General features: G+C 55.1%; 18 protein-coding genes, 1 tRNA gene and 1 pseudogene. 10 read left to right on the forward strand and 10 right to left on the reverse strand.

The genetic code is table 11. The features are described 5' to 3' along the window. Position 1: 1 nt before the first annotated feature. The 7 genes and pseudogenes from ACT2B1_RS19490 to ACT2B1_RS19520 form a co-directional block, all read right to left on the reverse strand. The gene (locus ACT2B1_RS19490; protein WP_481669198.1) at positions 2–1,756 is read right to left on the reverse strand and encodes a SulP family inorganic anion transporter; all 1,755 of its coding nucleotides are present in this window, start codon (positions 1,754–1,756) and stop codon (positions 2–4) included. Beyond that, positions 1,756–3,436, reverse strand: a pseudogene (locus ACT2B1_RS19495) (bifunctional protein tyrosine phosphatase family protein/NAD(P)/FAD-dependent oxidoreductase). The gene ACT2B1_RS19490 and the pseudogene ACT2B1_RS19495 overlap by 1 nt, the downstream one beginning before the upstream one ends. A 20-nt stretch (positions 3,437–3,456) precedes the next feature. Beyond that, positions 3,457–4,341 carry an MBL fold metallo-hydrolase gene (locus tag ACT2B1_RS19500; protein WP_171125026.1) on the reverse strand — a complete coding sequence of 295 codons (885 nt, stop codon included), beginning with the start codon at positions 4,339–4,341 and terminating at the stop codon, positions 3,457–3,459. 24 nt (positions 4,342–4,365) lie between these two features. Continuing rightward, the gene (locus ACT2B1_RS19505; RefSeq protein WP_171125028.1) at positions 4,366–4,803 is read right to left on the reverse strand and encodes a DUF6691 family protein; all 438 of its coding nucleotides are present in this window, start codon (positions 4,801–4,803) and stop codon (positions 4,366–4,368) included. Positions 4,804–4,806: 3 nt separating this feature from the next. Further along, positions 4,807–5,241 (reverse strand): YeeE/YedE family protein, encoded by a 435-nt coding sequence (locus ACT2B1_RS19510; protein WP_254449136.1) that lies wholly within the window; start codon positions 5,239–5,241, stop codon positions 4,807–4,809. After that, positions 5,238–5,450: a YgaP family membrane protein gene (locus ACT2B1_RS19515; RefSeq protein WP_481669199.1), complete on the reverse strand. Its 213-nt coding sequence runs from the start codon at positions 5,448–5,450 to the stop codon at positions 5,238–5,240. Before ACT2B1_RS19515 ends, ACT2B1_RS19510 begins: the two co-directional genes overlap by 4 nt. 107 nt (positions 5,451–5,557) lie before the next feature. Beyond that, positions 5,558–6,226: a Crp/Fnr family transcriptional regulator gene (locus ACT2B1_RS19520; RefSeq protein ID WP_481669200.1), complete on the reverse strand. Its 669-nt coding sequence runs from the start codon at positions 6,224–6,226 to the stop codon at positions 5,558–5,560. Positions 6,227–6,410: 184 nt separating this feature from the next. On the opposite strand from ACT2B1_RS19520, the gene ACT2B1_RS19525 reads away from it, so the two are divergent. The 7 genes from ACT2B1_RS19525 to ACT2B1_RS19555 all read left to right on the forward strand — a co-directional run bounded on the left by ACT2B1_RS19525 (position 6,411) and on the right by ACT2B1_RS19555 (position 19,936). After that, positions 6,411–7,721: a glycosyltransferase gene (locus ACT2B1_RS19525; protein WP_481669201.1), complete on the forward strand. Its 1,311-nt coding sequence runs from the start codon at positions 6,411–6,413 to the stop codon at positions 7,719–7,721. A 95-nt stretch (positions 7,722–7,816) separates the two neighbouring features. Further along, positions 7,817–8,977 carry an acyl-CoA dehydrogenase family protein gene (locus ACT2B1_RS19530; RefSeq protein WP_481669202.1) on the forward strand — a complete coding sequence of 387 codons (1,161 nt, stop codon included), beginning with the start codon at positions 7,817–7,819 and terminating at the stop codon, positions 8,975–8,977. Positions 8,978–9,071: 94 nt separating this feature from the next. Further along, positions 9,072–10,220, forward strand: a complete 1,149-nt coding sequence (locus tag ACT2B1_RS19535; RefSeq protein ID WP_171125038.1) for a HupE/UreJ family protein — start codon at positions 9,072–9,074, stop codon at positions 10,218–10,220. Further along, positions 10,220–11,737, forward strand: a complete 1,518-nt coding sequence (locus ACT2B1_RS19540) for an amino acid adenylation domain-containing protein (RefSeq protein ID WP_481669203.1) — start codon at positions 10,220–10,222, stop codon at positions 11,735–11,737. Before ACT2B1_RS19535 ends, ACT2B1_RS19540 begins: the two co-directional genes overlap by 1 nt. After that, entirely contained in the window at positions 11,718–11,984 is a 267-nt protein-coding gene (locus tag ACT2B1_RS19545) for an acyl carrier protein (protein ID WP_171125042.1), read from the forward strand. The genes ACT2B1_RS19540 and ACT2B1_RS19545 overlap by 20 nt, the downstream gene beginning before the upstream one ends. A gap of 4 nt (positions 11,985–11,988) precedes the next feature. Then, entirely contained in the window at positions 11,989–16,101 is a 4,113-nt protein-coding gene (locus ACT2B1_RS19550; protein ID WP_481669204.1) for an amino acid adenylation domain-containing protein, read from the forward strand. A gap of 1 nt (position 16,102) precedes the next feature. Continuing rightward, positions 16,103–19,936, forward strand: coding sequence for an amino acid adenylation domain-containing protein (locus ACT2B1_RS19555; RefSeq protein WP_481669205.1), 3,834 nt, complete (start codon positions 16,103–16,105; stop codon positions 19,934–19,936). Positions 19,937–19,960: 24 nt separating this feature from the next. On the opposite strand, the gene ACT2B1_RS19560 is transcribed toward ACT2B1_RS19555, so the two are convergent. Both ACT2B1_RS19560 and ACT2B1_RS19565 read right to left on the reverse strand, forming a co-directional pair. Beyond that, positions 19,961–21,820: an adenylate/guanylate cyclase domain-containing protein gene (locus tag ACT2B1_RS19560; RefSeq protein ID WP_171125048.1), complete on the reverse strand. Its 1,860-nt coding sequence runs from the start codon at positions 21,818–21,820 to the stop codon at positions 19,961–19,963. Between the two features lie 287 nt (positions 21,821–22,107). Then, positions 22,108–22,926, reverse strand: coding sequence for a DUF2189 domain-containing protein (locus ACT2B1_RS19565; RefSeq protein WP_171125050.1), 819 nt, complete (start codon positions 22,924–22,926; stop codon positions 22,108–22,110). 173 nt (positions 22,927–23,099) lie between these two features. Between ACT2B1_RS19565 and ACT2B1_RS19570 the strand changes: the two genes are divergently transcribed. The 3 genes from ACT2B1_RS19570 to ACT2B1_RS19580 are packed head-to-tail and all read left to right on the forward strand — an operon-like array spanning position 23,100 to position 25,513. Beyond that, positions 23,100–23,924 (forward strand): ABC transporter substrate-binding protein, encoded by an 825-nt coding sequence (locus ACT2B1_RS19570; protein ID WP_171239306.1) that lies wholly within the window; start codon positions 23,100–23,102, stop codon positions 23,922–23,924. Continuing rightward, complete coding sequence (locus ACT2B1_RS19575) at positions 23,925–24,785, forward strand: amino acid ABC transporter permease (RefSeq protein WP_171125054.1); 861 nt, start codon at positions 23,925–23,927, stop codon at positions 24,783–24,785. Beyond that, on the forward strand, positions 24,782–25,513 hold the full coding sequence (locus tag ACT2B1_RS19580; protein WP_171239305.1) for an amino acid ABC transporter ATP-binding protein: 732 nt from the start codon (positions 24,782–24,784) through the stop codon (positions 25,511–25,513). The genes ACT2B1_RS19575 and ACT2B1_RS19580 overlap by 4 nt, the downstream gene beginning before the upstream one ends. 90 nt (positions 25,514–25,603) lie before the next feature. Here ACT2B1_RS19580 and ACT2B1_RS19585 read toward each other — a convergent pair. Continuing rightward, positions 25,604–25,688, reverse strand: a tRNA-Leu gene (locus ACT2B1_RS19585). Positions 25,689–25,907: the final 219 nt, after the last annotated feature.

The raw sequence follows: 25,907 nt of genomic DNA on the forward strand, positions 1-25,907 counted from the left end.
TTCAAGCCGCCGCATTCGGCTGCGGGGAACGGGCAAGGTGATCCCAGGCGTCGAATTGCGACAGGAAAACCTGCCCATTCAGACCCTCAAGAAAACGGGATCGCCTCAGCCGGTCCATCACAGGCCCTTTGACCTCTGACAAATGCAGGCCAACATCCATATCGGCAAGGCGGAGGTTGATGGATTCCAGACTTTCCAACGCTGAATAGTCAACCTCGTTTACAGCCGAGCACATCAGTATAACATGTCGTACTGTACACCCGTCGGGTACTCTGCTTTGAATGTAGTCCTCCAGAAACCTCGCGTTCACGAAATACAGGCTTTCATCAACCCGCAGGTTGACGACCCTGGGGTCGGTCAGAACCGCATGACGCTTGATATTTCTAAAATGCTGGGTGCCAGGAACCAGGCCCACTTCGGCCACATGGGGTTGGGAAGTCTTGTAAAGGTGCAACAGAACAGAAAGCACGACCCCCGACGCCACGCCAACCTCGACCCCAAGAAGAAGGGTCAACAAAATAGTGGCCGCCACAGCCACAAAGTCCGCGCACGAATAGGACCACGTCTTTTTCAGGATCGACAGGTCCACCAGCCCGAGGACTGCAACAATGATCGTGGCCGCCAGCGTCGCCGTCGGCAGAAAGTAGATCAACGGTGTCAACGCCAACGCTGCAACCGCCAAACCGATTGCTGTAAACGCACCGGCGGCGGGTGTCTCAGCACCGGCATCAAAATTAACAACCGAACGAGCAAAACCACCCGTCACCGGAAACCCCCCGGTAAATGCAGCACCCAGATTGGCGGCGCCCAGCCCGATCAGCTCCTGATCCGGGTCAATCCTTTGTCTTCTTTTCGCAGCCAGTGTTTGCGCAACAGAAACGCTTTCGACAAAACCGATTATCGAGATCAGGATTGCCGGAAGAAGCAGCGCTTCGATCAGATCGAAGGACAGGCTGGGCACCGTAAAAGGCGGCAAGCTCTGCGGGACCGCACCGACAATAAGCACCCCTTGATCTGCCAGATCAAATGCCCAAACACTGACCGTTGTCGCGACGACCGCAAAAACCGGACCCGCTTTCGTCAGGATATCAGCCAACAGCGGCGGCGTTCGCAATTTGGTCAATGTCGGTCTCAGGAAGCTGCGCACCCAAAAAAGGAACAGGGTTGCGCTCGTCCCAATCGCCACCGTTACCCAGTTTGTCTGGCTCAGGTGCGACAGGATTGAGCCGAGCATCTCGGGCAGTGTATGGCCATGTGCCTCAATGCCAAGAATGTGCTTTAGCTGGCTGGTCGCAATCAAAATGCCCGAGGCCGTGATGAACCCGGCAATCACCGGGTGGCTCAGGAAATTGGCCAGCAACCCCAGCCGCAGCACACCCATGAGCACCAGAAACCCTCCGGACAGCATAGCCAATGTCAGGGCGGCGGCAGCGTATCCGGCGGTGCCCTGCTCCGCGACCTGCCCGATAACTGAGGCCGTCAAAAGGGACACAACAGCCACAGGCCCAACCGCCAGCGAACGGCTGGTTCCGAAAACCGCATAGAGCATAATCGGAGCGATCGAAGCATAAAGTCCCGCCTCGGGCGGCAGACCGGCCAGCATCGCATAGGCTAGCGATTGCGGGATCAGCATGATCGTCACGATCACCGCCGCGAAAAGGTCGTTTGACAGGGCCGAACGCGAATATGTTCGACCCCAGTCCAATACCGGAAAGTAGCGCCCAATGCCGCGGCCCGAGGTAATTTTGCTAGGCATCAGTTTCCGGTTACCTTGATCTTTTCGGGCTTCGCCAGCCATTCTTTCCCCCGCAGCATCGCCTTCCAGTAGATCGGGGGCAGCAGCCTTTCCTTCAGCAACCAAGCCGCGCGTGACGGTTGAGTTCCATCAATCAGGAACGGGGGAAAACTGGGCTTGAGTGCGCCGCCATATCCAAATTCAGCCAGCACAATTTTACCCCGCTCAACCGTCAACGGACACGACCCATAACCATCGTACTGCGCTACTGCCGAACGACCGGCGATATCTGCCACGATATTGTCTGCAACAACCGGAGCCTGCTTGCGCGCTGCAGCCGCTGTATTGGCATTTGGCGCGTTCATCACATCGCCCAGCGACCAGATGTTGTCGTATGTTTCGTGACGCAGGGTGGCCTGATCCACGTCAACCCAACCAGCCGCGTCGGCCAATGGCGACACCCGGATGAAATCGGGCGCTGTCTGAGGTGGGCAGACGTGGATCATGTCAAATCCGACCTCAATGGTTTCCACGTCTTCACCGGGCCGAGCTATTTCAAAGCGGGCCATTTTTCCCGGCCCGTCCAAAGCGATCAGATTATGAAAGAAGTTCAACGAGGCATCGTATTTCTCAATATATCGTTCAAGCGCGGGCACATAATCCTTCACGCCAAATATTACGCCACCTGCGTTCATGAACTGGATGTCGATATCTTTCAGCACACCCCGGCGGAACCACGCGTCACCCGACAAGTACATCGCCTTTTGCGGCGCACCCGCGCATTTGATTGGCACTGGCGGCTGGGTAAACAACGCCCTGCCCTTCTGCATCTGCTGCACCAGTTTCCACGTATAAGGCGCAAGATCATAACGGTAGTTTGAAGTGACACCATTGCGGCCTAGCGTTTCTTCCAAACCCTCCACTTTGCCCCAGTCAAGCTTGAGGCCCGGGCAAACAACCAACCGGCCGTATTTGACCACGCGGCAACCGTCCAGGATCACGGCATCATTGTCGGGTTCAAAGGCTGCCACGGCTGACTTCAACCAGTGCACACCTTTCGGAATGAGGCTGCCCATGGTTCGCGCCGTGCTCTGAGAGTCTAAAAATTCCACCACCGACCATGGTCCAACCGGGTTGATAATAGTGAATATCAGCGGGGTCGATCACGGCAATATCCAGATCGGAATCTCGTGACTTCAAACTTGCCGCGACAGCGATACCACCGGCACCGCCGCCCACTATGACAACATCAAAGAACGCGTCACCCTTGTCCGTTGGCGTTTTGCCGCCGTTGGCGATGCGGCGCGCTACACCGTTCATGTCATAACCCACCGCCCCAGTTGCCGCGAGGATTTCTGCCATTGGTCGGAGGTTGGATTCATGAAAAGACCACAGCGTAGCCGACCTTGTCCCGGTTCGACAATAGGCCAATACCGGCTTTGGCGCGTCCTGATAGACCCGGCCAAATTCGGCCACGTCCAGATCCCGAACCATACCGCTGGTGATCGGGACATAACGCGCCTCGATCCCCAGTTTCTGTGCCGCGGCTTCGATTTCCTCGAACACTGGCTGGTCAGCGGCTTCTCCATCGGGCCTGTTACACAGGATGCTGCGAAAACCCTTGGCAGCAATCGTCGCGACATCCTCGACCGTGATCTGCGGGCTGACCGAGAGCTGATCCGTGATGTATCTGATATCCATCTGTCTCCTCCCTTTTTCCGTCACAGAGTGTTCACGGGCACTTTGAGCATGGGGTTGCCGTCGGGATCCCGAGGCACTTCGCCCGCTCGCATGTTGACCTGCAACGACGGGATGATGAGCTTGGGCATATCCAGAACCGCGTCACGCTCGGTGCGGAATTTGACGAACTCCTCCTTCGTTTTCCCCCCGCCAACATGGATGTTCAGGGTCTTTTCTTCGCCCACGGTGGTTTCCCACGCAATGTCGCGCCCGTTCGGCCCATAATCGTGGCACATGAAAAGGCGTGTTTCGTCCGGCAGGGACAGCACTTTTTGGATCGAGTCGTACAGAACCCCGGCGTCCCCGCCCGGAAAATCCGCGCGCGCCGACCCCCCATCAGGCATAAACAGCGTATCCCCAACAAAGGCCGCATCCCCCATGACATGAACCATGCAAGCCGGGGTATGGCCCGGTGTATACATCGCGAAGGCCTGCATGTTGCCGATCATGTAAGTATCGCCTTCTTCGAACAGGGCATCGAACTGCGAGCCATCGCGTTGGAACTCTGTGCCTTCGTTGAACACTTTTCCAAACGTGTCCTGTACCACCATGATCTTTGAGCCGATGCCGATCTTTCCACCCAGCTTGCCTTGGATATATGGCGCAGCTGACAGGTGATCCGCGTGAACATGCGTTTCGATGATCCACTCCAATCGCAACCCCTGCGACTGTATCTGGTGGATCAAAGCGTCGGCGTGGTCATAGGTGATCCGGCCTGCGGCATAGTCGATGTCCATAACGCTGTCCACGATGGCGCAGGCCGCTGAAGACGGGTCCTTGACGATGTAGCTGATGGTGTTTGTCGCCACGTCAAAAAAGGCCTGAACATCGGGCTTGGTGTTCAAGTTGATCGGGTAATGAGTCATTGTGTTTACTCCTCCTTTGTCGTGTCAGGCCGTGGTCTGTGCCCGGCGCGCGGTGGTGGATTGAATGGATTTCGCCAACAGGATGCCGACAACCAAGGCAGCGACAAAAGCAAAGACCTGCCATTGCCCCGTCCCCAGCGCGGGCAAGGCGCCGCCCGGGCAAAAACCGGATAAGCCCCATCCAATGCCGAATACTGCCGAACCACCCACAAGCGGCACGTCAATTTCGCGTTTTGTTGGCAGGCTGAACCCGCCCGTGAAGATCGGTGTCTTGCGCCCAAAGACCAGTCGATAGCCAATGAAGGTTGTGACCAGCGCGCCTCCCATCACAAAGATCAACGATGGGTCCCAGCGTCCCGCGACATCAAAAAAGTTGATCACCTTTGCAGGGTTGGCCATGCCCGAAATTGATATTCCAAGACCAAAGACGAGACCGATGAAATATGTGGCGATGAGTTTCATGGATCAGCCTCCAATCACGTGGCGCACGACAAAAACCGTGACGAAGGTGAAAGCCATAAACGTCAACGTCGCCACGATTGATCGCGGGCTAAGTCGCGCCATACCGCAGACACCATGGCCGGATGTGCAACCCGCGCCATAGGTGACTCCAAGCCCGACGATCACCCCACCTACCAGTAGCGCGGGGGTCGATACGGGAACATCAACGGCAGGCATCTGGCCCGAAAACATCCAAAACAGGGTGGGCCCCGTGATCATCCCGGCGACAAGTACCAGTCGCCACGCAAAGTCCTGACGATTGGAAGGCTGGACCAGCCCGGTCAAAATACCTGTCGCCCCCATAACCCGGCCCATGACAAGCATCAGCAGGGTCGACGCGACGCCGATCAGAATGCCTCCGGTCAGAGAGGCAACTGGCGTGAACGCGGTCTCCATCATCCGCAGTCCTTGCAGGTTTTGAGGCCAACAATGTTGTAGATCGGGCAGTTCCCGACAAGGGCGGTTACCGCGAACACCGCAGCGACGATCACTGCCAGCCAAAACAGTAGGCCAGACCCAGCCATGCCGGTGCCAAAGGCCACAAACAAAAGGATAACGGCAACAGCAATGCGCAGGCCGCGATCAAGCTTTCCCATATTGGTGATCATTTCTCACTCCATCGAGACTCAATGGAGCGACACTTGCATAGCCCGGACCCAAGCCTCGGTGACTTGGTCACCAAACTATTCACTTTTTATGTTCGGCGTTATCAGCCTTACATTGCCGAACTGCGCGCCAACTGTTCAAATCCGGCCCTGTTCACCAGATGAACCTCGCCTCGGGACTGTTCGATCCATCCACGGCGGTGAAACTCTGACAACAGTCGCGAGATGACCTCACGCGCCGTTCCCAGTTCAGTCCCCAACACCGCATGGGTGGCGCGAACGACATCGCTATGGTCAGCAAGTTCCAAAAGACGGGCGGCCAGACGGACATCCATCCGTTGAAACACGATGTCATCAATCAGCGTGAACAGGTCTGTTATCCGGCGGGAATAAGCCGCAAAGACGAAATTGCGGAACACATCGGACTTTGCCACCAGCTCGTCAAAAGTTTGTCTCGGTATTGCGACCGCGCTGACATCAGTCTCGGCGATGCCATCTGCAGAATAGTCTTCAAAGGCAAGCATGCATGCGGTTGTCAAAACACAGCTTTCGCCCGCGTGGACGCGATACAAAAAGACCTCGCGCCCTGTTTCGGATTTTTGCTGAACCCGTATCGTACCTTCTAACAACAGCAGAAGATTGTCAGCAGTTTGTCCCGGTGAGAACACCTGCGTACCTGCCGGAACGCTGACAATTTGGCTTCCCTCCTCCAGTCGCGCGCGAATGTCGGCTGGCAATTGGCTCAGCCCTTTGAACCTGTCGATCCACGAAACGTCCATAATCCTGTTCCAGCCTATCTGCTTGACCGCTTTTCGAATGACACGATACATCTTATTTATCGAATATAACAGAGATTCGAAACTGACAGCGCAATACCCAGATCAAATCTTGACTGAAAACAGCGCTAGAATACCTCCAAGTAAATTCACAGGCGCGCGCCTATCTAATGACAGAAGGCAAAACATGTCCAAGCGGCTAGCCATTATATCCAGCGGCTTGAACAGCCCCCTAAGCAGCGCCGTGGAATTTGCACAACAGGCCAGGGACACCGGGTTCAAGATCACTTTTCTTGCTCCGGTATCCTCAGCGTCGATTCTTGCACATGCGGGCTTGGAACATTTCATAATTCCGGGCCCTAAATTTGATGCGTTCACGCCGTTGGTTCCCTCCGAAACCGCGCAGTCAATGACCAGGCAAGAGCGCCTGAAATCGGCCGTAGCTGCGTTTGAAGTTGATGAACTGCAGCGGGACTTGGCCCGTATCTCTGCCGATGCGATATTCGTCGATTGCGAATTACATGCGCATATCGTCGTTGCGATGACGTTGGGTGTTCCGGTCGTCCAATTCAGCAACATGTTTTTGTCACCCCCCAGTCCACAAGCCCCCCCGCTGAACAGGCGCGGCATACCAGGACAAGGGCTTCGCGGTAGCAAGCTTGGCATCTGTTTGCTGTGGGCACAGTTTCTTGCATGGAAAAACCTCAAAATTCTCAGGAACCGGATTTCCAGCAAAAGTACGGACTATCCAACGGCCGTTCAGGAACTGGCCCGACTGCACAATGTGCCGATCTCCAAACTTAGGCGGCGCGTGTGTTGGCAGATGCCGTGGACCTACAAAATCCAGACAGCATTGTTTTTGCCCCAAGCATTGGACCTGCCGACCAAACCCTACGATTACATGTCGTACCTTGGCCCGATGATCATGGAAAACCGGCCACAGAAATATTACGATGCAAATACAGTTGCCCGGTTTTGCGATCCCGCTTTGCGACGCAGGCGGATTTTCGTCGGGTTTGGCACCATGATGAAAACAAAAGGCGATTTGGTCTCCAAACTTTTGACCGTAGCCGAGCGTCATCCAAAATGGCACTTCCTGTTCACCGCTGGCAAAGACTGGGACCACGCCTCTGAATTGCCTGCACCGGACAATGTCGACGTTGTTCCATGGGTCCCGCAACACCGTGTTTTGGAACACGCTGACATGGCCATTATGCATGGAGGCACCGGCAGTTTGGTCGAGGCCGTTGAGACCGCGACCCCGCTTTTGTTATATCCTCATGTCAACGACCAGAAAGGCAGCGCCGCGCGGGTCGTATTTCACCGCATTGGGCGCGCAGGAACGCCCAAAGACCCCATCGACAAGATTGAAGCAGACATCCATGCCGTGCTGGAAGACCGAGACATGGCGCGGAGGTGCCGAGAAATGCAGGCCGAGTGCCGAGCAGAACAGTCCGGCGACACACTAGAGCGGTATTTGCGAACGCTCGTGGGCTGAGGCAATCACCCGCAATGCTAAAGCACAGCACTTTTTTTGATCCTATCGGGACTTGGGCACGTAAAGGTTTCAGAAGCAGTCGATGAACCCTCAAAGTGCACTACAAATCTCAGATCAACGACTTAGGCTCTGACGCCAAAAGCTTTGCGGTCACGCTTCCGGACGTTACCGCCGAAAACCTGCGCGGGGTCTGGAAGACGATTGCCGAGTTCGGAAGTTTCAACTTTGCGGTCCCGTCCGAGTTCGGCGGCTCCGGTAGAACAGCCCAAGAATTTTGCAGCCATTTTTTGGGGTTCGGCGAAGGATGCCGTGACAACGGACTTGCAATGGCCGTGATCTCGCAGATCTGGACCCTGCAAAAACCGCTGATCCGCTTTGGTAGTTCTCAGGTAAAGGCCGCGTATTTGCCTAAATTGCTGGCAGGTGAAACCCTCGGCGCTTTTGCTTTGACCGAATTGGAGGCAGGGTCCGATGCGCTTGCGCTCAGGACACGGGCCGATCGTGTGGACGGCGGCTATGTCTTGAATGGCAGCAAAGCTTTTGTCGGTATGGGGCCAAACTGTGACATCGCAATCGTCTTCGCTCAGACAGACCCGGAAAAAGGCCGCTGGGGGCTATCCGCCTTTGTCGTCCACGCCGAAGACCAAGGATTTATCCGGCATCCGGCTCAGGGCAAACTGGGCTTGAACAGCGTTCCTCTGGGTGAACTGGAGTTCCGGGATTGCCGAATTTCTGAGGACCGGCGACTGGGACCCGAAGGCGCAGGGGCCGCTATCATTCAAACCACCCTGGACTGGGAGCGTTGTTTCATCCTGACATCGCAGGTGGGCGCGATGCGCAGGCAATTGGCTGAGTGTACCGACTTTGCAGCGGCCCGTAACCTGTTTGGACAATCCATTTCCGAGTTCCAGTCCGTCGCTAACCGCATCGCGGATATGCGGGTGCGTTTAGAAACTTGCGAGTTGATGCTGGAGCGCGCTGCAGACCTTTACGACGCTGAAAAACCCCTCACCCAATTCGCGGCCATGGCGAATCTTCACATATCCGAAGCCTTCCTCTGTTCCAGCCTGGACGCGCTCAGAACCCATGGCGGGCGCGGATATCTGGCGGGGGCATCAACTGAACAAGACGCAAGGGACGCGCTGGGTGGCGTGATCTACTCGGGCACCTCGGACATTCAGCGTCAGATCATTGCCAAAATGGAAATTGGCCAGCGGTCCAAACCAAACAAACTGGGAGACTCAACCAATGGCTAACGGCCTTGTTTCAAGCCATAACCACTCATCGCCACGCCAACCCGTATCGTGTGGGTTACATCAACAGGTGTTGGCGTTTGCGGGTCTTTTCCTGATGATGCTGACATCTGTGGCCCATGCCCACAGCTTTAACGAAAGTTATGTGTACTTTGACGTCACCGATGACAGTCTGAGCGGGCGCATCGAAGTAACTCTGACGGACCTGACCCGCGTGCAGCAGGGAACCGCAGAAATCGAGACCCCTCTGACAGAGGAGGAAGTCACCGCCGCGCAGCAGGCTTTCTTCGATTACTTCGAAGAGCGCATGAACCTGTCTTACGAAGGCCGCCCATACGAAGTTGAATTTGATGATATTTCGTTCTTTGGCACGTCCGTAGACACGTTTGCCCAGCTTCACTTTGCCGTTCGCGACATCACTGAGACACCTACAACGATCCAGATGTCGTATGACGGGTTGTTTTCAGATGTCGACCCGACGCATCGGGGATACGCCCTGATCGGAAGCAATTCGCGCAACGGGATGGACGAAAACGAGGCGTATATTTCACTGATCTTTGCGCCCGGTGAGGGTCAGAAAGACCTGTATCTGAATGATGAACCCACCAAGGATATTGCCCTTACCTTTTTCGAACATGGCGTTTGGCATATCTGGCTGGGGTTTGACCATGTCCTGTTCCTGATCACGCTGTTGCTGGGTGCGGTCATGCGGATCGAAAACCAGCGCTGGGTTCCCTCCGAGAGCATTCGGGACAGCCTGCGTGAAACCGTCAAAATCGTCACGGTTTTCACGGTCGCACACACAATCACCCTCTGCCTCGCGACCTTCGAGGTCGTCACTCTGCCGGTCACGCTGGTCGAGGCGGTTATCGCATTCTCGATCGCGGCCGTGGCGATTGGTAACCTGATCCCGAGGTTTCACGCTGGATCGTGGAAAGTCGTGTTCCTGTTCGGTATCTTCCACGGCTTTGGCTTTGCAAACGTGCTGGAACCGCTTGGGCTTGATCCCACCCGCAAAGCGCTTGGCTTGGCGACTTTCAACATCGGGGTCGAGGTCGGGCAGCTTGCGATCGTCCTTGTCCTGTTCCCGATCTTCTTTGCCCTACGTCGTCTGACCGCCTATCGTGTGATCGGCCTGCAATTCGGCTCGGTCGCGTTAATCGCAATCGCGGCATTCTGGTTCTACGAACGAACCGTCGGCTGGTTCCCCGTGTTCGGTGAAACAGTGGCACAGGTTGCCTTCTGATGATCAATCCGGCCCTCCTCGACCACGCTGTCAGGTATCACGCTCGACACACTCCGGATGCTCCGGCTCTGAGTGTGTTGGGCACGGTGACAACCTATGAAACCTTGAACAGCGAAATCGACAGGATAGCGGCCTGTTTGCTGGACCGCGGCGTTCAGATCGGGGACAGAATTGTTTTGTGCACAGCCAAGGGTTTAAAGGCGATTGCGGCCTTGCATGCGATTCTTCGTGTTGGCGGCGTATATGCTCCACTTGACCCGACAGCCCCGGCAAAACGTATTGCAGGGCAAGTTTCGGTAGTTTCTCCCAAATTTGTCCTCGCAGATACGCCCCGGCTCACCCTTTTCGCAGGGGTATTTGCCACGCCTCAGCTCATTGATATTTCTCAGGATTTCCCTGAGGCAAATATGAATGACAAGATGGCAGATCGTCAGCCCCGAAGATCGGAATATGACGCAGCCTATATCCTGATGACCTCGGGCACGACCGGCACACCGAAGGGAATTGTTCACACCCATAAAAGCGGCCTCGCCATCACACGAATGGTTGCCGCACGGTGCCGGCTGACATCAAGCGATCGGATAAGTCACCACACTCCGCTGCATTTCGACATGTCGATTTTCGACGTTTTCTGCACGTTCTTGTCCGGGGCCTGCTGTGTGGTGATCCCGGAAGCCTATACCAAGCTGCCCGCTTCGCTGTCCCAGCTCACGGAACACGAACGTATTTCGGTTTGGTATTCCGTGCCTCACGCCATAATTCAAATGGTCGAGCGAGGCGCTTTGGCAGACCGCAATCTACAAGCCCTGCGCATCGTGATGTTTGCAGGAGAGGCCATGCCGCCTTCTTCCCTCAGTTCGTTTTCAAAACATGCGCCAAACGCAACTTTTCTTAACGCTTACGGGCCAACCGAGACAAACCACTGCACCACTGCTGAGTTCACACATGCCGACCTGGACGGCACCACCCCTTTGCCAATCGGCTTTCCGGAACAAGGGGTCATCGTCCGCATCGGGGCAGAGGCAAACGAAGCAAGCACAGGCGAGCTTCTAATAGCCTCCGATCAAGTAATGTCAGGATACTTGAATGCGCCAGACCTGAACCGGGCAGCCTTTTGTACCTTGCCGGACGAATCCGGGCAGCCAAGGCAATTTTACCGAACCGGCGATATCGTCCGCCGCGCGCAGGACGGTCAACTAATTCTGGTCGGGCGCAAAGACCGTCAGGTCAAGCTGAGGGGCTATCGCATCGAATTGGACGAGGTAGAGCTTGCCCTGGTCAACTGCGCCCAAATCACCGAAGCCGCCGTGATCCTTTTCGAAGGCAAAATCCAAGCCTTTGCAACGGGGCAGACAGGCGTTGATCTGAACGAAATCCGGTCCAATCTGGAGACTGTGTTGCCGCACTATGCTGTCCCAAGCCGGATAGACCTGCTTAGTTCAATGCCACGCACCTCGACCGGAAAGATTAACCGTCAAAAGCTGATAGGAATTGCGAATGCGCAGCGAGCAGCCTGAAACGCATGATCATGCATTGCGCCACTTCGTTCAAACCACCCTTTTGGGTGGTCGGTCGGTGACAGATGACGAGGAATTGTTGCTAAGCGGCATGATCGATTCATTGGGGGTGATGTCGCTGGTTTCGTTCATTGAGCAAACCTATCAGATCGAAGTGCCGTTTGAGGATGTCACCCTTGAGAATATGGGCACGATCAAAACGATCATGGATTTTGCGGAAACGCGGCTAAAAACGCGTGCGGACTGAAAGAATGTCGTATCCTCTGACCGAAAGCCAAACGCTATTTTGGAAGGGCCACCAGCTTCAGCCGGACGTACCCTTGTACAACATGGCCTGGAGGTTCGATCTGCATTTCGCCGTTCAGCCCGAGGTATTCAAGGCCGCATTCCTTGAAACGCTTGAGCTTAACCAAGCACTCAGAACCGCAATACGTGATACACCCGAAGGTCCTGTCCAATTTGCCGTCGAGATGGACGAAGATCTTCTCGAGATCAAAGACCTCAGCGATAATGAAAATCAGCAGGAAACGCTGACTTCGGAATCGGCGGACTGGGTCCAAACCCCTTTTGAACTGACTGAGGGAACGATGCGCAGTCGGTTGGTGAAGTTGGCGAACTCACACTGGGTTTGGCTTGTGTGTCAGCACCACATTGCCTGCGACGCGCAATCAGGCGCACTTATGTTCGAGCAGGTCTCGCAACGCTACGAACGTCTCCAAGGGGGGCATACCGAAAAAGTCGAGAGCCTGCCCAACTTTTTTGAACGTCAGAATTTGCGATCTTCCTCGATGGTCGCGGCACACGTCGCCGCGCCAACGGCCAAAACACCTCCGTACGGCAGCGATCCACAACGAACATTCTCTTCGAAGCGTCTTCGCATACCAGTTGATCCGGCACTTTTCGGTGCTTTGGAGAATGCAATTGCCAGGCCGGAATTCAGACTTTTCACGCCCGAGCTGTCGCGGTTGGCCATCTACCTCACGGCTTTTTTCGCCCATCTTCACAGGATAACGGGCGACGAAGAAATTACGATTGGTCTGCCATCGCACAATCGACTAACGCCGGATGATCGAAGAACGATCGGACTGTTTGTCGAAGTCTTGCCTCTCTCAATCCAATTCGATGCGTCGGACACCCTGCTTGACCTTCACGGCAAGGTAAAAAAGAGGCTGGGCGTTTTCTTGAAACAGGCCAAGCCAGGTGCGGTTTCAAAGATAGACACATCAGGTGTCAGTGCGGTCTGCAACTATATTCAGGCACGCTTTGATGCGTTTGCCGGACACCGCGCCTCGGTCGAATGGCTGCATAGCGGCGCACATGATGCAATCCATTCTCTCAGGCTTCACGTCATCGACTTTGAAGGAAGTGGTGTTCCAAGTCTAAGTCTGGACGTTCAGAACAAAATTCTTGAATCGGTTTCAGAGACCAGCCTTTGCGCACATTTCGTCAAGTTTCTGACGGCCGTGGTTTCAACCCCGGAAAGCCGCGTAACGGCCGTTGCATTCTCGGCCGGACCCGAAGATCTGTCACTTGTTCAAGGCCCGGCGGAACCTCAATCCACACAAGTTTCCGTACTGGAAAGGTTCAGATCACACGTAAGAAACACGCCTGACCTGATTGCCCTATCCCAAGCAGAACACGAGCTAAGTTACGGGCAGCTAGACGAACTCAGCGACCGCATTGCAACCCATTTGAAAGAACTTGGTGTTTCCCGCGGTTCCTGCGTCGCGGTCCATCTACCTCGGTCCATGGATTTTGTGATTGCGGTCATGGGCGTTCTGAAGGCCGGGTGCGCGTTCGTACCAATTGCGACCAACATACCCCCGGCACGCGTGGACGAAATTCTGCTCGGGAGTCGTGCATCCGCTGTATTTGTTACCCCAGAAGACCAGCGTAAGTACCCTTGTAAAAGCATTACGGTCGAGGCCGCCCGCCACGACGACACTGTTGTCAGAGGGGCAATCGAACCCGACGACACCGCATACATTCTGTTTACATCAGGGTCGACAGGTGTACCCAAGGGCGTCGAAGTAAGCCACGAAAACCTAGCGCGATATATTGACTGGGCGGCTCGGTCTTTTGCTAACGACCGTCCTGCTCATTTTGCGTTCTTTTCGTCCGTGTCGTTTGATTTGACCCTGACGTCGCTGTTTGTCCCTTTGATCACTGGCGGGTCGACCAGGGTTTATCCCGAACGCTCTGACCCGGACATGGCCATCCTTGACGTCTTTGCCGAGGATAAAGTCGACATCGTGAAACTGACCCCGTCGCATCTGGCTTTGGCTTGCACGCAAACGCAATCCGTCCGACGCATCGAAACGCTGATACTTGGCGGTGAAAACCTGACATCCGCGCTTTGCCGTCGTGCGCTCAACACCCTGTCACCGTCATTGAAAATTATCAACGAATACGGTCCGACGGAAGCCGTCGTTGGGGCCATGCACCATAGGTTTGACCCCGACGCGGATACGCAGTCGTCAGTTCAGATTGGCCAACCTGCAGTGGGGGTCACGCTGTCTGTTCGGGACGCGGCACTAAATATCTGCCCTTTAGGAGTGACCGGAGAAATCTTGATCAGCGGTCGGCTGGCTGACGGGTATCTGAACAGCCCGTCCCTGACTGCTGAAAAGTTCGTCGACGATCCTTTGAACCTACAGGATAAGCTATATCGGACCGGCGATCTTGGTCGCATCACGAATGATGGGCGTTTTGAATACCTTGGACGCGCGGATCAACAGATCAAGAAAAACGGCGTTCGCTTCGAGACTGCGGAATACGAACAGATTCTGCGCCATTTGCCTGATGTCGACGCGGTGCATGTCACCTTTTCTTCAACCGATCACACCATCGTATCAACGCAGCAGTGCAAGAATTGCGGCCTGACAGACGCTGTTCCCGGGGTGCATTTTGACACGCAAGATATGTGTACGATCTGTGCCGAATTTTACACCTATAAAGACCGCGCCGGGGCTTATTTTCGCGCCGAACCCGAACTTGAGGACAAGATCGCCCAAGCCGTTCGCGCCAGCACTGGCAAATACGATGTCCTCATGATGCTGAGCGGCGGTAAAGACAGTACCTATGCAGCCTATCGACTGGCCGCCTATGGGCCTCGAGTGCTCGCTGTAACTTTGGACAATGGGTATATCTCGGACGAAGCCAAAGAGAACATTCAAAGGGTCGTTGACGACCTGAACTGGGACCACAGGTACCTGTCCACGGACAAAATGAACCAAATCTTCGTAGACAGCCTGAAAACGCATTCCAATGTCTGCCAAGGTTGTTTCAAGGCCCTTTACACACTGGCCTTCCGAACGGCCCTGTCCGAGGGGGCGGCAATGGTCGTCACTGGCCTGTCGCGCGGCCAGTTTTTCGAGACGCGGCTGACGCCTGACCTGTTCCGTAACTCAGCCCCGACTTGCGCGCAACTGGATGAAATGGTTACGCAAGCCCGCAAGACCTATCACGCAGAAGACGACGCAGTATCCCGGCTTTTGCAGACCGACGACCTAAAGGATGGCCGTTTTCTCAGTCAAATCGACGTGCTGGATATCTATCGCTATGTCGATGTGCCTGTTTCGGACATTTATGAGTTCCTCGACACTCAAACCGCATGGAAACGCCCAAGGGACACGGGACGATCGACCAATTGCCTGATCAACGATGCCGGAATCCACGTTCACAAAACGCGGGAAGGGTTTCACAACTATGCTCTGCCCTATTCGTGGGACGTACGAATGGGTCACAAGACACGTGATCAGGCACTGGACGAGCTGAACGATGAAATCGACACGCAAAGAATAGAAGCGATCCTGGAAGAAATCGGATTTGACGAACCTGTTACGCGGGCACCTGCTCTGACGGTTTATGTGGCAGGTCATGATCTGAATGGGTCGCAGGTCTGGGATATCCTTCGCGAACACCTGCAACGCGAGATGTTGCCGGATCAGGTTGTAATCCTGGATGAAATGCCCCTTAATGCCAACGGCAAGGTGGATACTTCTAAGTTGCCCAAGGCCGCGTCAAAAAACCCGCCCCCGGGCAATTACGTCGCACCAGAAACCGAAACGCAACGCCGATTGGCAGCTATCCTTTCCGGTGTTCTAGGCGAAGTAGAGATCAGCGCGACGCGAGATTTCTTTGACTTGGGCGTAGACAGCATCGCCGCAATCGAAGTTGCAATGAAAGCCAATGAGCAAGGCATCAACCTGCCTGCGACTGCGTTATTCGAGTATCGGTCACTCAGGGCATTGGCCTCTTATGCGGACACGTTGCCAGATGACCATGGCAGCGGCGACGATGACGCTCATCTGATCGACTTGGACGACGATGATCTGTCGCGCATAACTGAGGCTTTGGACTGACATGGGGCTTCCCAAAGGCGTTGCAGATATCCTGCCGCTGACCCCGGCCCAGCAGGGAATGCTGTTTCATACTGTGGGTGAGGCAGCCCTGGGGGGACAGTATGTTGCAGTCATCAGTTGCGCCTTGAACGGCCCGCTGGATCCGAACCGCCTTAAACGTGCCTTCAAAGCGATGCTGGCAGGGCGTGATGCGCTTCATGCCGGTTTCGTATGGGAAGGCGTAAAACAACCCGTGCAGGCCGTACGCGAAGAGATCAACCTGCCTTGGACCGAACTTGATTGGAGCGGCGTCAGGAATGTCGATCAGCGGTGGGACGATCTGCTGCGGCTGGAACAAATTCGTCGCTTCGACCTCAAAAAACCACCTTTGATGGCAGTAACCCTGATCAAGTTGTCTGACTCAGCATGGCGACTGGTCTGGACGGCTCACCATTTGATCAGCGACGGATGGTCAACAAGGGTCGCGCTTCAAGATGTGTGTGCATCCTACAGGAATCCAAACGCTGTGCGCGACCAGGCGCCCAGCTTCAAAAGCTACCTCATTTGGCAACGAAAACAAAAAAACCTGACAAATCGAGCGTTTTGGACCGACCAGTTTTCAGGCCTCACAGAACCCAGCACCTTGCAAACCACGGCAACAAGCTCGGAAGCGGCGCTTCAGGAAAGGCGGGTGGAAGAACTGGGTCATGAGCTGATGACTTCGGTCGAGAATCTGGCACGTCAGCTTAAAGTGACTTCAAACGTTATTCTGTCGGCCGCATGGGGTTTGACGCTGCGGCGACTGCTGCAACAAGACGATGTGGTCTTTGGTACGACAACTGCGGGCCGACCACCCGAGATCCCCGGAATTGCAAAGGCCATAGGCGCATTCGTCAATACTCTGCCCGTGCGGTGCAAATTCGACCCTGCGCAGCCGGTTGAGAACTTCCTGCTTGATCACGCGCGCTCAGACCTTGCGCGTCGCAAGCATGAATATGCGTCGCTTGCCGAGGTACAATCCTGTGCGCCGTTTACCAGTGGCACGCCTTTGTTCGATACGCTGTTCGTCAACGAAGGGCTTGCACAATTGGACATGGATTTAGGCGACGTCGACATGACCCGCCTGAAGACAACACAATTCAGCAACTACCCACTTACCCTGTTGGTGACGCCACAAGACAGACTGACTGTCGAACTATACCACGATCCTTCGAGTCTCAGCTCAGAAGACGTGGAGTCCGTGATCACCGATTACAAAGATATCTTGTCAGCAATCACAAATGACCCAAAAGTCGCGGTCAAGAATTTGTTGCGGCAAGCGCAAGACGCCATGAAACCTTCGCCGGAACCGGACAGCGAAGATGTCATTGAACGATTTCTAAGTTGCGCCCGAAACTCGCCCCAAGCAGTAGCGATATCTGATGGCGAGGCTACGCTTACTTATGCGGAACTTTCGCTCGGCGCGCGGAAGATTGCAAAGGCTTTGGTGGATGCCGGGGTCAAAACAACAGACATTGTGCCGGTGGCGTTGCCGCGTGGACCCGCGGCGATCTCGGCCTTCTTAGGCGTTATGATGTCCGGCGCGGCCTATGTCCCTTTGGACTTGGACTACCCGTCGGAGCGTATCTCGCAAGTCCTGAACGCAATCGAAGCCCGTCACATCGTCACCGACCAGATCGGACGCACCAAGCTGCCTGAAACCGGCGCTCACCACGTTTTGCTAAGCTCTTTAGGCAATCCAATGGACAGTGTGGACGTCAGGCGCGGTGAAAGAGCTTACGTCATGTTCACGTCCGGGTCTCAGAGCTTACCCAAAGGGGTCGAGATTACGCGTCGGGGATTGGCACTATCAACCGCCGCAAGAGACACGTACTACAAGGAACGGCCAAGCGTCTTTCTGCTTTTGTCTTCGCTGGCATTCGACAGCTCTGTGGCCGGCATTTATTGGACCTTGTGCTCAGGTGGGCAACTCGTGATCGCGCCAAGGCGTGCCGAACAGGAACCGTTAAAGCTTGGCAAGTTGATTTCCCATCACCGGGTAACGCACACTCTTTGCCTTCCAGGATTGGCGCAGGCGCTTCTTTCGGCGGTTCCAAGTCGCGATCTTGAAAGCCTGAGAACCGTGATCACGGCCGGGGAGCCCTTGCACCCAACCATCGTAAGGCAATTTCGAACGGTTCTTCCGGGTCGCCGATTGGTGAACGAATATGGCCCAACCGAAGCAACCGTCTGGTGCACAGCCTATGATGCGACCAGCCATGTTGAAGATGCGGACATCCCGATCGGCTCTGCAATCCCCGGTACTTGGGTCGGAGTTGTCGACGCGGACGATTGCCCTGTCAGCGCCGGTAAGATTGGCGAAATCGTTGTGGCCGGTCGAACAGTTGCGCGCGGCTATCTGAACAATGCCATTCAAACTCAGGAACGCTTTTTCCATACTGGCTTGAAGGACATACAAGCCTACAGGACTGGAGACTTGGGAATAGCAGATGCGTCAGGGCACATCACATTTCTGGGGCGCAAGGACTCACAGGTCAAAATTCGCGGCCACCGCGTTGAGCTTTCCGAAATAGAAACCGCAGCCAGCACCGTTACACCCAATCAACCCGTCGCGGCTGTCGTGCTTGATCAAGCAGCTTCCAAAAGTATCGCGATCGCAATCGAAGGTCCGGCAGACGAGGCGTTATGTCAGACTGTCAGTGGGCACATCCAGGCAACTTTACCAAGTCCTTTTCATCCAAACCTGGTCGTGAACATCGAAAGGTTCCCGCAACTTCCAAACGGCAAAACAGACCTGCAGACACTGGCCCGAATGGTCTCAGACGTCAGGCAGGTACAGGTCGGCGACCCGCCCGAGGGGGAATTGGAAGGGCTGCTTGCAGAGCTTTTTTCCGACGTGTTACGCACAGCTTGCACCACGCGGGACGCAAATTTCTTTGATATAGGAGGTGACAGCCTGACGACCATCGCCGCCTATGCGAAGGGTCAGGAAATGGGATTGGAGTTTGAACCGACCGACCTGTTCAGTTGTCCCACGGTCGCCGAACTGGCAAAGCGCATCACGGACCGGATGACGAGCGTCACATTTTCTGAAAACGACAGTACAATTCAGGTGTCAAACCCCGGACCCGGTAAGACGACCGTTGTCATCGCGCATTGTTCGGTCCAATTCAGCCGCTATATGGCGCGCAGCCTTGGCCCGGATTATTCCGTTGTCCTCATCCGAAGCCACCGGACACAGGGGATGGACATTCCAGTTGGCAAAACCTTCGATGATCTGGCGTCAGACGCTAAGTCCTACTTGGATCAATCGGAAAACACGGGGCCGATCGTTTTATGCGGATATTCAGCCGGTTGTCCGTTGGTCATGGAACTGGCCCGACAGTTGGGGCAGGACAGGATTAAAGGCTTGGTGCTGCTTGATCCTCCGATAAAAATGGTGGGCGAAGAACCAAAACTGCAGCCGATATTTTTTCGAACATATAAACGCTGGCGATACCTGTTTCGGAATTTCAAACGAAAAGCCAAGGCAAAACACACCCTGCCTGCGACCATGGCCGCGCTGCATGAGCAACCGGATTCAAAAGATCTCCATATTGAAGCTGTAGAAATCTCTCATGGGTTGGCGATCAGTGACTTCCGCGTGCCTAGACTTGACCAACCGGCCCATGTGTTCCTGACGCCCGGCAATCCATCGCTTGCAACTGGCGATGTTCTGGACACGCATTTGCGCCGCAAAACCTGTCACATGCTTGAAATGAAGCACGAAGAGCTCATGCAGCGGCCAGATGCATTTCTGAACATTGCAACCGCGCTGAAGGATCTTCTGGATCAAGGCCCGCCCGGGTCGGGCTAAGAACGTCTGCGCCCCTTGTGCCGATCAATCCTCAAGACCAAGTTCGCGCAACACCTCATACCTGCGTTCAGGTATCGACTGTTCGATATAGGCCAGATCAAAAGGGTGGATACTGGCGATAGAAATCCCTGGCTTTAGCCTTCTTGCCTCAGAAATAAATGCCTGTGCTCTTTCAGTATCGCCGCTCTTCCACGCGGCGACGGCAGGCCAGGTCAGAAATTCAGCCCGGTAAGTTTCGGGTAATACTTCCAAGAAAGCGTCGGTCAAAGCGTTGGCGCGCTCAAATTCGCCAGCGTCAATCAGCGCACCGTATTCGTCCACGATCAGCCACCACAGGGAAACCGGGGTCATGCGCTTTGCTCTGGTAAAATAGGGAAGAGACTCTTCGGCCGCACCTGCATATTTTAATACCCAAGCAGCACTTCGAATGACCCTGGCGTCACCCATCCCCCCCTCCAACGCGAGATGGGCGTATTCCTGCGCCTCTTCCCCTCGGTTCTGTACGACGCGTAATACAGCCAGGTTGGACAGAGTGGCCGGACGCCCGGGGTCGATGTCGAGCGCCATTGCAAGATGATCTTCGGCAAGGGCAAGCGACTCTTTCGGGTCCCTGGAAAATCCAAGCCTAACATCCATGATATGTGTAAATGCCATACCAACCAGCGCATCAACATATCTTGCGTCACGTTCAAGCGCCGCCTGATAATGCTTACGCGCGGTCTTGTTGTCTTCGGCGGTGAAGCGAACCCGATGCGCGCGCCCCTTTGCGTTTTCCGCAAATGCCACAAGGTCATTTGTTTCGCGCAGCGTCACCCTGCCGCCGTCTACCGTCCCGCGGTAAACCTGCTCTAGCACGGACAGAGTAATTTCGTCCTGAATATCAAAGAAATCACCCGATTTTCGGTTAAATGTCTCAGACCAAAGATATTTTCCCGACGTGGCATCAAGTAGCTTGGCCGATATCCTAAGGTCTTCGCCAGATTTCTGGACGCTGCCCTCAAGCACGTAACGAACCCCATAACGCGCCGCGATGTCACGACTGCTAAGGCCCTCACCGCTGTCTTTCGAACTTGTATCCTGACCGATGACCAGCAAGTCCGGCAACTTGGCAAGGTTCGTCGTGATATTCTCGCTTATTCCGTCAGCCAGATACCCATGTTCAGCCTCTCCGGGGCCGATATAGTCAAACGCCAAGACCGCCAGAGAAGAGTCGTCAGGCATGTTCTGCACATACCCGTCCACATCCTGTTGCGCCAAGTTCCCCCGCTGGAACCACCACCACGCGCTAGCGGTAATGAGCAGAGCGATGCCCGCGACAAGCAAGATTGCCGGGCTGATCTGTTCGGATTTGGGCGGCGATGCTGCTTCGGCTCCATTTTCAATCTGGAATGCCCTAATGGATCGAGACAGGTTCTTGACCCGAACTTCACCCAAATCCTTCAGGTTGACATTCAGCTTGTCCCTCACCTGATCCCGTACCGCACGGCTCAGCAATACGCCGCCCGCCGGTGCCAATTGCTCAAGCCGCGCCGCGACGTTAACCCCGTCGCCAAGCAGGTCATCGCCTTCAGGTACGACATCGCCGATGTTTATTCCGATCCGGTAAGCAATACGCCGGTCCGGTGGGATTCTTTCGTTTCGCCGCGCCATCCCGGTTTGCGTATCAATCGCAAACCGAACCGCCTGCACCGCTGAGGGAAACTCGATCAGCAAGCTGTCGCCGGCGGTATTCGCAACGCGACCCGAGTATTTTTCGATCAGGGGATCAAGCAACGCGTCACGGTGAGAACGCTGTGCCGAAAGCGTTCCCTCTTCGTCTGCGGCGACCAATCGCGAGAATCCAGCGATGTCCGCAGCAACTATCGTTGTAAGCCGACGTTCCATATGGGTTTCTCACCCCAAAGGCTAAGCGAGAACCCACAATCGGTCTATACCGTGCCCCGGGCGTCGGCTGAAACATGACAAAACGCTACTGCAACCGCTTGCCAGCGCTTTGTTTTAATATTTATTTTCAATTCATTCCCTCACCCACATCTAGGCAAGAGATCAAAAATCTGGCTAACCCCCTCAAGCCAATTCGATAGGTAATAGGGTTCCGGGTAATGAAATTGGCCGCAACAGTGAATTGTTTTTCGTCGCATATGGATCCAATTCGACCCGACTTGACGACCTCATTCACCTGCCGGAGGCAGAGCCTTTTGATAAAGATGCCAGGTCGTGTGACCAAGGATGGGCAGGGTGAAGATCAGCCCCAGAAACGCTGGAACCAACGACAACAGCATAGTGACCGAAATGATCGCCGCCCAACTGAGCATGACCAGCGGACTTTCCGTCACCACCCGGATTGACGTCAGCATCGCTGTGACGAAATCGGTTTCCCGGTCAAGCAACATGGGCATGGCCACGACCGTCACCGAAAACAGGACGGTTGACAAAAACGCGCCTGCGCAGGTCCCGATTACAAGAAAGGTCCACCCTTGCGGCGTAAAGAATATGGTGTTCAGGAACCCGTCAAAATTCGAAAAAGAGGCATCTTTCAGAATAATCGCCAGCCATAGCCGTATCTGATAGATCCACACCCAGAAAATGAACAGGGTAACAAAGGCCATCCAACCCATTTCACGTTTCCGCTGATTGGCCATGACAGTAAGGATTTCAGACCAGCCAAAGCTCTGACCCTTCTGCAACCGCCGCGACATTTCATATAATCCTGCCGCCGCGAAAGGTGCGACCAAAGGAAAGCCGACGGCGGCGGGAATAATCATCCAAATCTTGCCCAGCCAGACCAGACACCACACGAACAGTATTCCGAAAACCGCGTAGAACAGACCAAAAAAACCGCTCATCACAGGGCGCGCAAGAAAGTCTGAAAACCCGGCTTTCAATGACGCTGAAACGTCCTGCGCAGTCACCTTCCTGACCGCTTGTATAGACGGTTGGGACTGGGCCGGGCTGTCCGGCGGTGTGGAACCTGCGGTTTTGGGCGCCATATCACACTCCTTCCACGCCATGATACTGCGCTCAAGCTTTTGCTTCCAGCCTGTGCGCTGAAATAGACGTCTGTCTTGGAAGCCGGGTGCCCAAGCCCATACGACTGTTGCCCTAGACAAATCTGCCTGCCCGTAAGAACCTGTGCGCAATCAAAAAATAGGGAGTCGTTTAGATGAAACTGATTGCTTGCACGGCTTTGACCGCAATTGTCTCTGCAACCGCAGCGTTTGCTGCAGGCGACGGGACCTGCGCGGCAGGGAAAACACTGACCGAAGGCACGCTGACGATCGCGACCGGAAACCCGGCCTATTATCCTTGGGTTATGAACGACGCGCCAGAAAGCGGCGAAGGGTTTGAAGCCGCTGTCGCCTACGCCATCGCCGAAAAAATGGGTTTCGGGAAAGACAACGTAACGTGGGTCCGCACAAGTTTTGACGAGGCGATCCAGCCCGGAGCCAAGAACTTTGACTTCAACATGCAGCAATACTCGATCACGCCTGAACGCGAGGAAATGGTCGATTTCAGCTTGCCTTACTACACATCTGCCATGGCGGTTCTGACCACCCAGAATGTTGTCGATTCAGGTGCCCAAGCAACGTTGGACAGCCTCAAGGGGCTAAAATGGGGTGCGGTGGCCACCACCACAGCGATTCCCATGCTGAACGAAGTTATCCAGCCCACGGATGAGCCGCTGCTTTACAACGACAACGCCGATGTGAACGCCGCTATCATGGCGGGCCAGATTGATGCCGCACTCTATGACTTGCCGACCGCGCTGTACCTGTCGGCCGTTGTGGTGGAAGGTGGCGCCTTGCTGGGACAGTTCCCTCCGGATCAATCGGAAAGCCCCGACCAGTTCGGCCTTTTGATGGAAGACGGCAGCGCGCTGAGGGAATGTGTCGATGCGGCCATCACGGATCTGACCGAAAGCGGTGAGCTTGCGGCCATAGAAGCGCAATGGTTGTCCGAGGCGACGGGTGTGCCGGTCATCAAATAAATGGACGAAACATCGTTGCAAAAAGGCGTAGCCGAGCGTTCGACCACAACGCCAACGCGTCGCGAAATCTATGAGGCCGGGATACGGCGGCGGTCCAATCGGATCGCCTTGATTTCGACGGTCAGCGTTATCCTAGCGCTCGTCGTTCTAGTTCCGCTCGCCCCCGGTTGGGATGCGGTTCAACGCGCCTTTTTCAACGGCAGGGTGTTCACAGCAACCTTTCCCGGCTTACTAGAAGCCTTTCTTGTGAACGTGATGATCTTTGCGTGGTCCGCGCCGCTGATCGCGATCACTGGCCTTGCCATCGCGCTGTGTCGGGACACCCGCGCGCCCGCGTTTTTTCCACTGCGACTATTCGGGATCGCATATACCGACATCTTCCGCGGCCTGCCTGTCGTACTTGTCATCTACATTATCGGCTTTGGCATACCCGGTCTGGGCCTGCCAAGGCCATGGAACAGCCCGTATATCTGGGGCACCTTGGCACTGGTTCTAGTCTACTCCGCTTACGTGGCCGAGGTAATCCGTTCGGGAATCGACTCGATCCACCATTCACAGCGCGCGGCAGCGGCTTCACTGGGCCTCAGCGATCGGGACACCATGCGCTATGTTGTGCTGCCTCAGGCCATTCGAAATGTGGTTCCCGCCAATATGAACCTCTTCATCGCCCTGCAGAAAGACGTTGCGCTGTTGTCTTTTATCGGCCCGGTCGAGATTTTCCGTCAGGCGGGTGTCTATAAATCACTCTACGCCAATTTCACGCCCTATGTCGGCGCTGCGCTGATCTTTCTGGCACTGACCATACCTGCGACGCGATACGCGGATTACCTGATGAACAAACAAAACAAGGCGCGCACATGACGGCGAAGTTATCCTTGCGCGGGGTACGGAAGCGATTCGACGACCACGAAGTCTGCAAAGGCATTGATCTTGATATCGCTGAAGGTGAGATGGTGTGCCTGATCGGCGCGTCTGGCTCAGGCAAGTCTACGCTTCTGCGCTGTATGAACCTGTTGGAACCGATTGACGATGGTTCGATCTGGCTGGACGGGACAGATATTTCCGAGCCGGGCCTGGACCCTCAGCCTGTACGCCAGAAGATCGGCATAGTCTTTCAAAGCTATAACCTGTTCCCGCATATGACAGCGGCGGAGAACGTGATGCTTGCCCCGCGTCGCGTGCGTGGACTAAGCAGAGAAGACCTACGCACGCGGGTCACGCAACTTTTTACCCGTTTCGGTCTGGGTGAACGGATGGATCACTATCCGGATCAGCTATCAGGGGGACAACAGCAGCGTGTGGCAATCATCCGGGCGCTTGCGATGGAGCCGCAGATCATGCTGTTTGACGAGATTACAAGTGCGCTGGACCCTGAACTGGTCGGCGAAGTTCTAGACGTGCTTCGCGACCTGCGAAAACAGGGGATGACAATGGTTCTTGCTACGCACGAGATGGGCTTTGCACGTGAACTAGCCGACAAGGTGTGTTTCCTTGATGCGGGCCGAATCCTGGAACAAGGCCCGCCAGAAACGCTTTTCTCCAACCCCAGCGAGCCCAGAACCAAGGCCTTTCTTGCCCGCGTACTTTGACGCGGCAATGTGCGGTCTTTCATACTGAGCATTGAAGTTTACCGGACCACGCGTCCTCGCAAACACAGCTATTGTCGTTTGATTTCAAATTGGTGCGGGTGGAGGGACTTGAACCCCCACGCCTTGCGGCGCCAGAACCTAAATCTGGTGCGTCTACCAATTTCGCCACACCCGCACGATGACCGGGTCAATAGCAAAGCTTGAAACCAAGTGCGAGGGGGAAAGTGCACCCGTTCTCAATATTCTTTGTGACCTGGCGGCACCCGTTCTTGGCTTCGCACAAATTGATGCACCAAGAACCGTCTTTCGGTGCGAAAGCAGTCAATAAAACCAGTGTGAAATCATGCAATGCCTTTCTAAGTGAAAGCGCGGCACAGCCACCGCATCACAATTG

It is taken from the genome of Ruegeria sp. S263 (assembly GCF_056780525.1).

Excerpts from the sequence above, each read along its gene's own strand:
- ACT2B1_RS19490 (WP_481669198.1), bottom strand. The coding sequence starts at position 1,756 with ATGCCTAGCAAAATTACCTCGGGCCGCGGCATTGGGCGCTACTTTCCG.
- ACT2B1_RS19500 (WP_171125026.1), bottom strand. The coding sequence starts at position 4,341 with ATGACTCATTACCCGATCAACTTGAACACCAAGCCCGATGTTCAGGCC.
- ACT2B1_RS19505 (WP_171125028.1), bottom strand. The coding sequence starts at position 4,803 with ATGAAACTCATCGCCACATATTTCATCGGTCTCGTCTTTGGTCTTGGA.
- ACT2B1_RS19510 (WP_254449136.1), bottom strand. The coding sequence starts at position 5,241 with ATGATGGAGACCGCGTTCACGCCAGTTGCCTCTCTGACCGGAGGCATT.
- ACT2B1_RS19515 (WP_481669199.1), bottom strand. The coding sequence starts at position 5,450 with ATGATCACCAATATGGGAAAGCTTGATCGCGGCCTGCGCATTGCTGTT.
- ACT2B1_RS19520 (WP_481669200.1), bottom strand. The coding sequence starts at position 6,226 with ATGGACGTTTCGTGGATCGACAGGTTCAAAGGGCTGAGCCAATTGCCA.
- ACT2B1_RS19525 (WP_481669201.1), top strand. The coding sequence starts at position 6,411 with ATGTCCAAGCGGCTAGCCATTATATCCAGCGGCTTGAACAGCCCCCTA.
- ACT2B1_RS19535 (WP_171125038.1), top strand. The coding sequence starts at position 9,072 with ATGATGCTGACATCTGTGGCCCATGCCCACAGCTTTAACGAAAGTTAT.
- ACT2B1_RS19540 (WP_481669203.1), top strand. The coding sequence starts at position 10,220 with ATGATCAATCCGGCCCTCCTCGACCACGCTGTCAGGTATCACGCTCGA.
- ACT2B1_RS19545 (WP_171125042.1), top strand. The coding sequence starts at position 11,718 with ATGCGCAGCGAGCAGCCTGAAACGCATGATCATGCATTGCGCCACTTC.
- ACT2B1_RS19550 (WP_481669204.1), top strand. The coding sequence starts at position 11,989 with ATGTCGTATCCTCTGACCGAAAGCCAAACGCTATTTTGGAAGGGCCAC.
- ACT2B1_RS19555 (WP_481669205.1), top strand. The coding sequence starts at position 16,103 with ATGGGGCTTCCCAAAGGCGTTGCAGATATCCTGCCGCTGACCCCGGCC.
- ACT2B1_RS19560 (WP_171125048.1), bottom strand. The coding sequence starts at position 21,820 with ATGGAACGTCGGCTTACAACGATAGTTGCTGCGGACATCGCTGGATTC.
- ACT2B1_RS19565 (WP_171125050.1), bottom strand. The coding sequence starts at position 22,926 with ATGGCGCCCAAAACCGCAGGTTCCACACCGCCGGACAGCCCGGCCCAG.
- ACT2B1_RS19570 (WP_171239306.1), top strand. The coding sequence starts at position 23,100 with ATGAAACTGATTGCTTGCACGGCTTTGACCGCAATTGTCTCTGCAACC.
- ACT2B1_RS19575 (WP_171125054.1), top strand. The coding sequence starts at position 23,925 with ATGGACGAAACATCGTTGCAAAAAGGCGTAGCCGAGCGTTCGACCACA.
- ACT2B1_RS19580 (WP_171239305.1), top strand. The coding sequence starts at position 24,782 with ATGACGGCGAAGTTATCCTTGCGCGGGGTACGGAAGCGATTCGACGAC.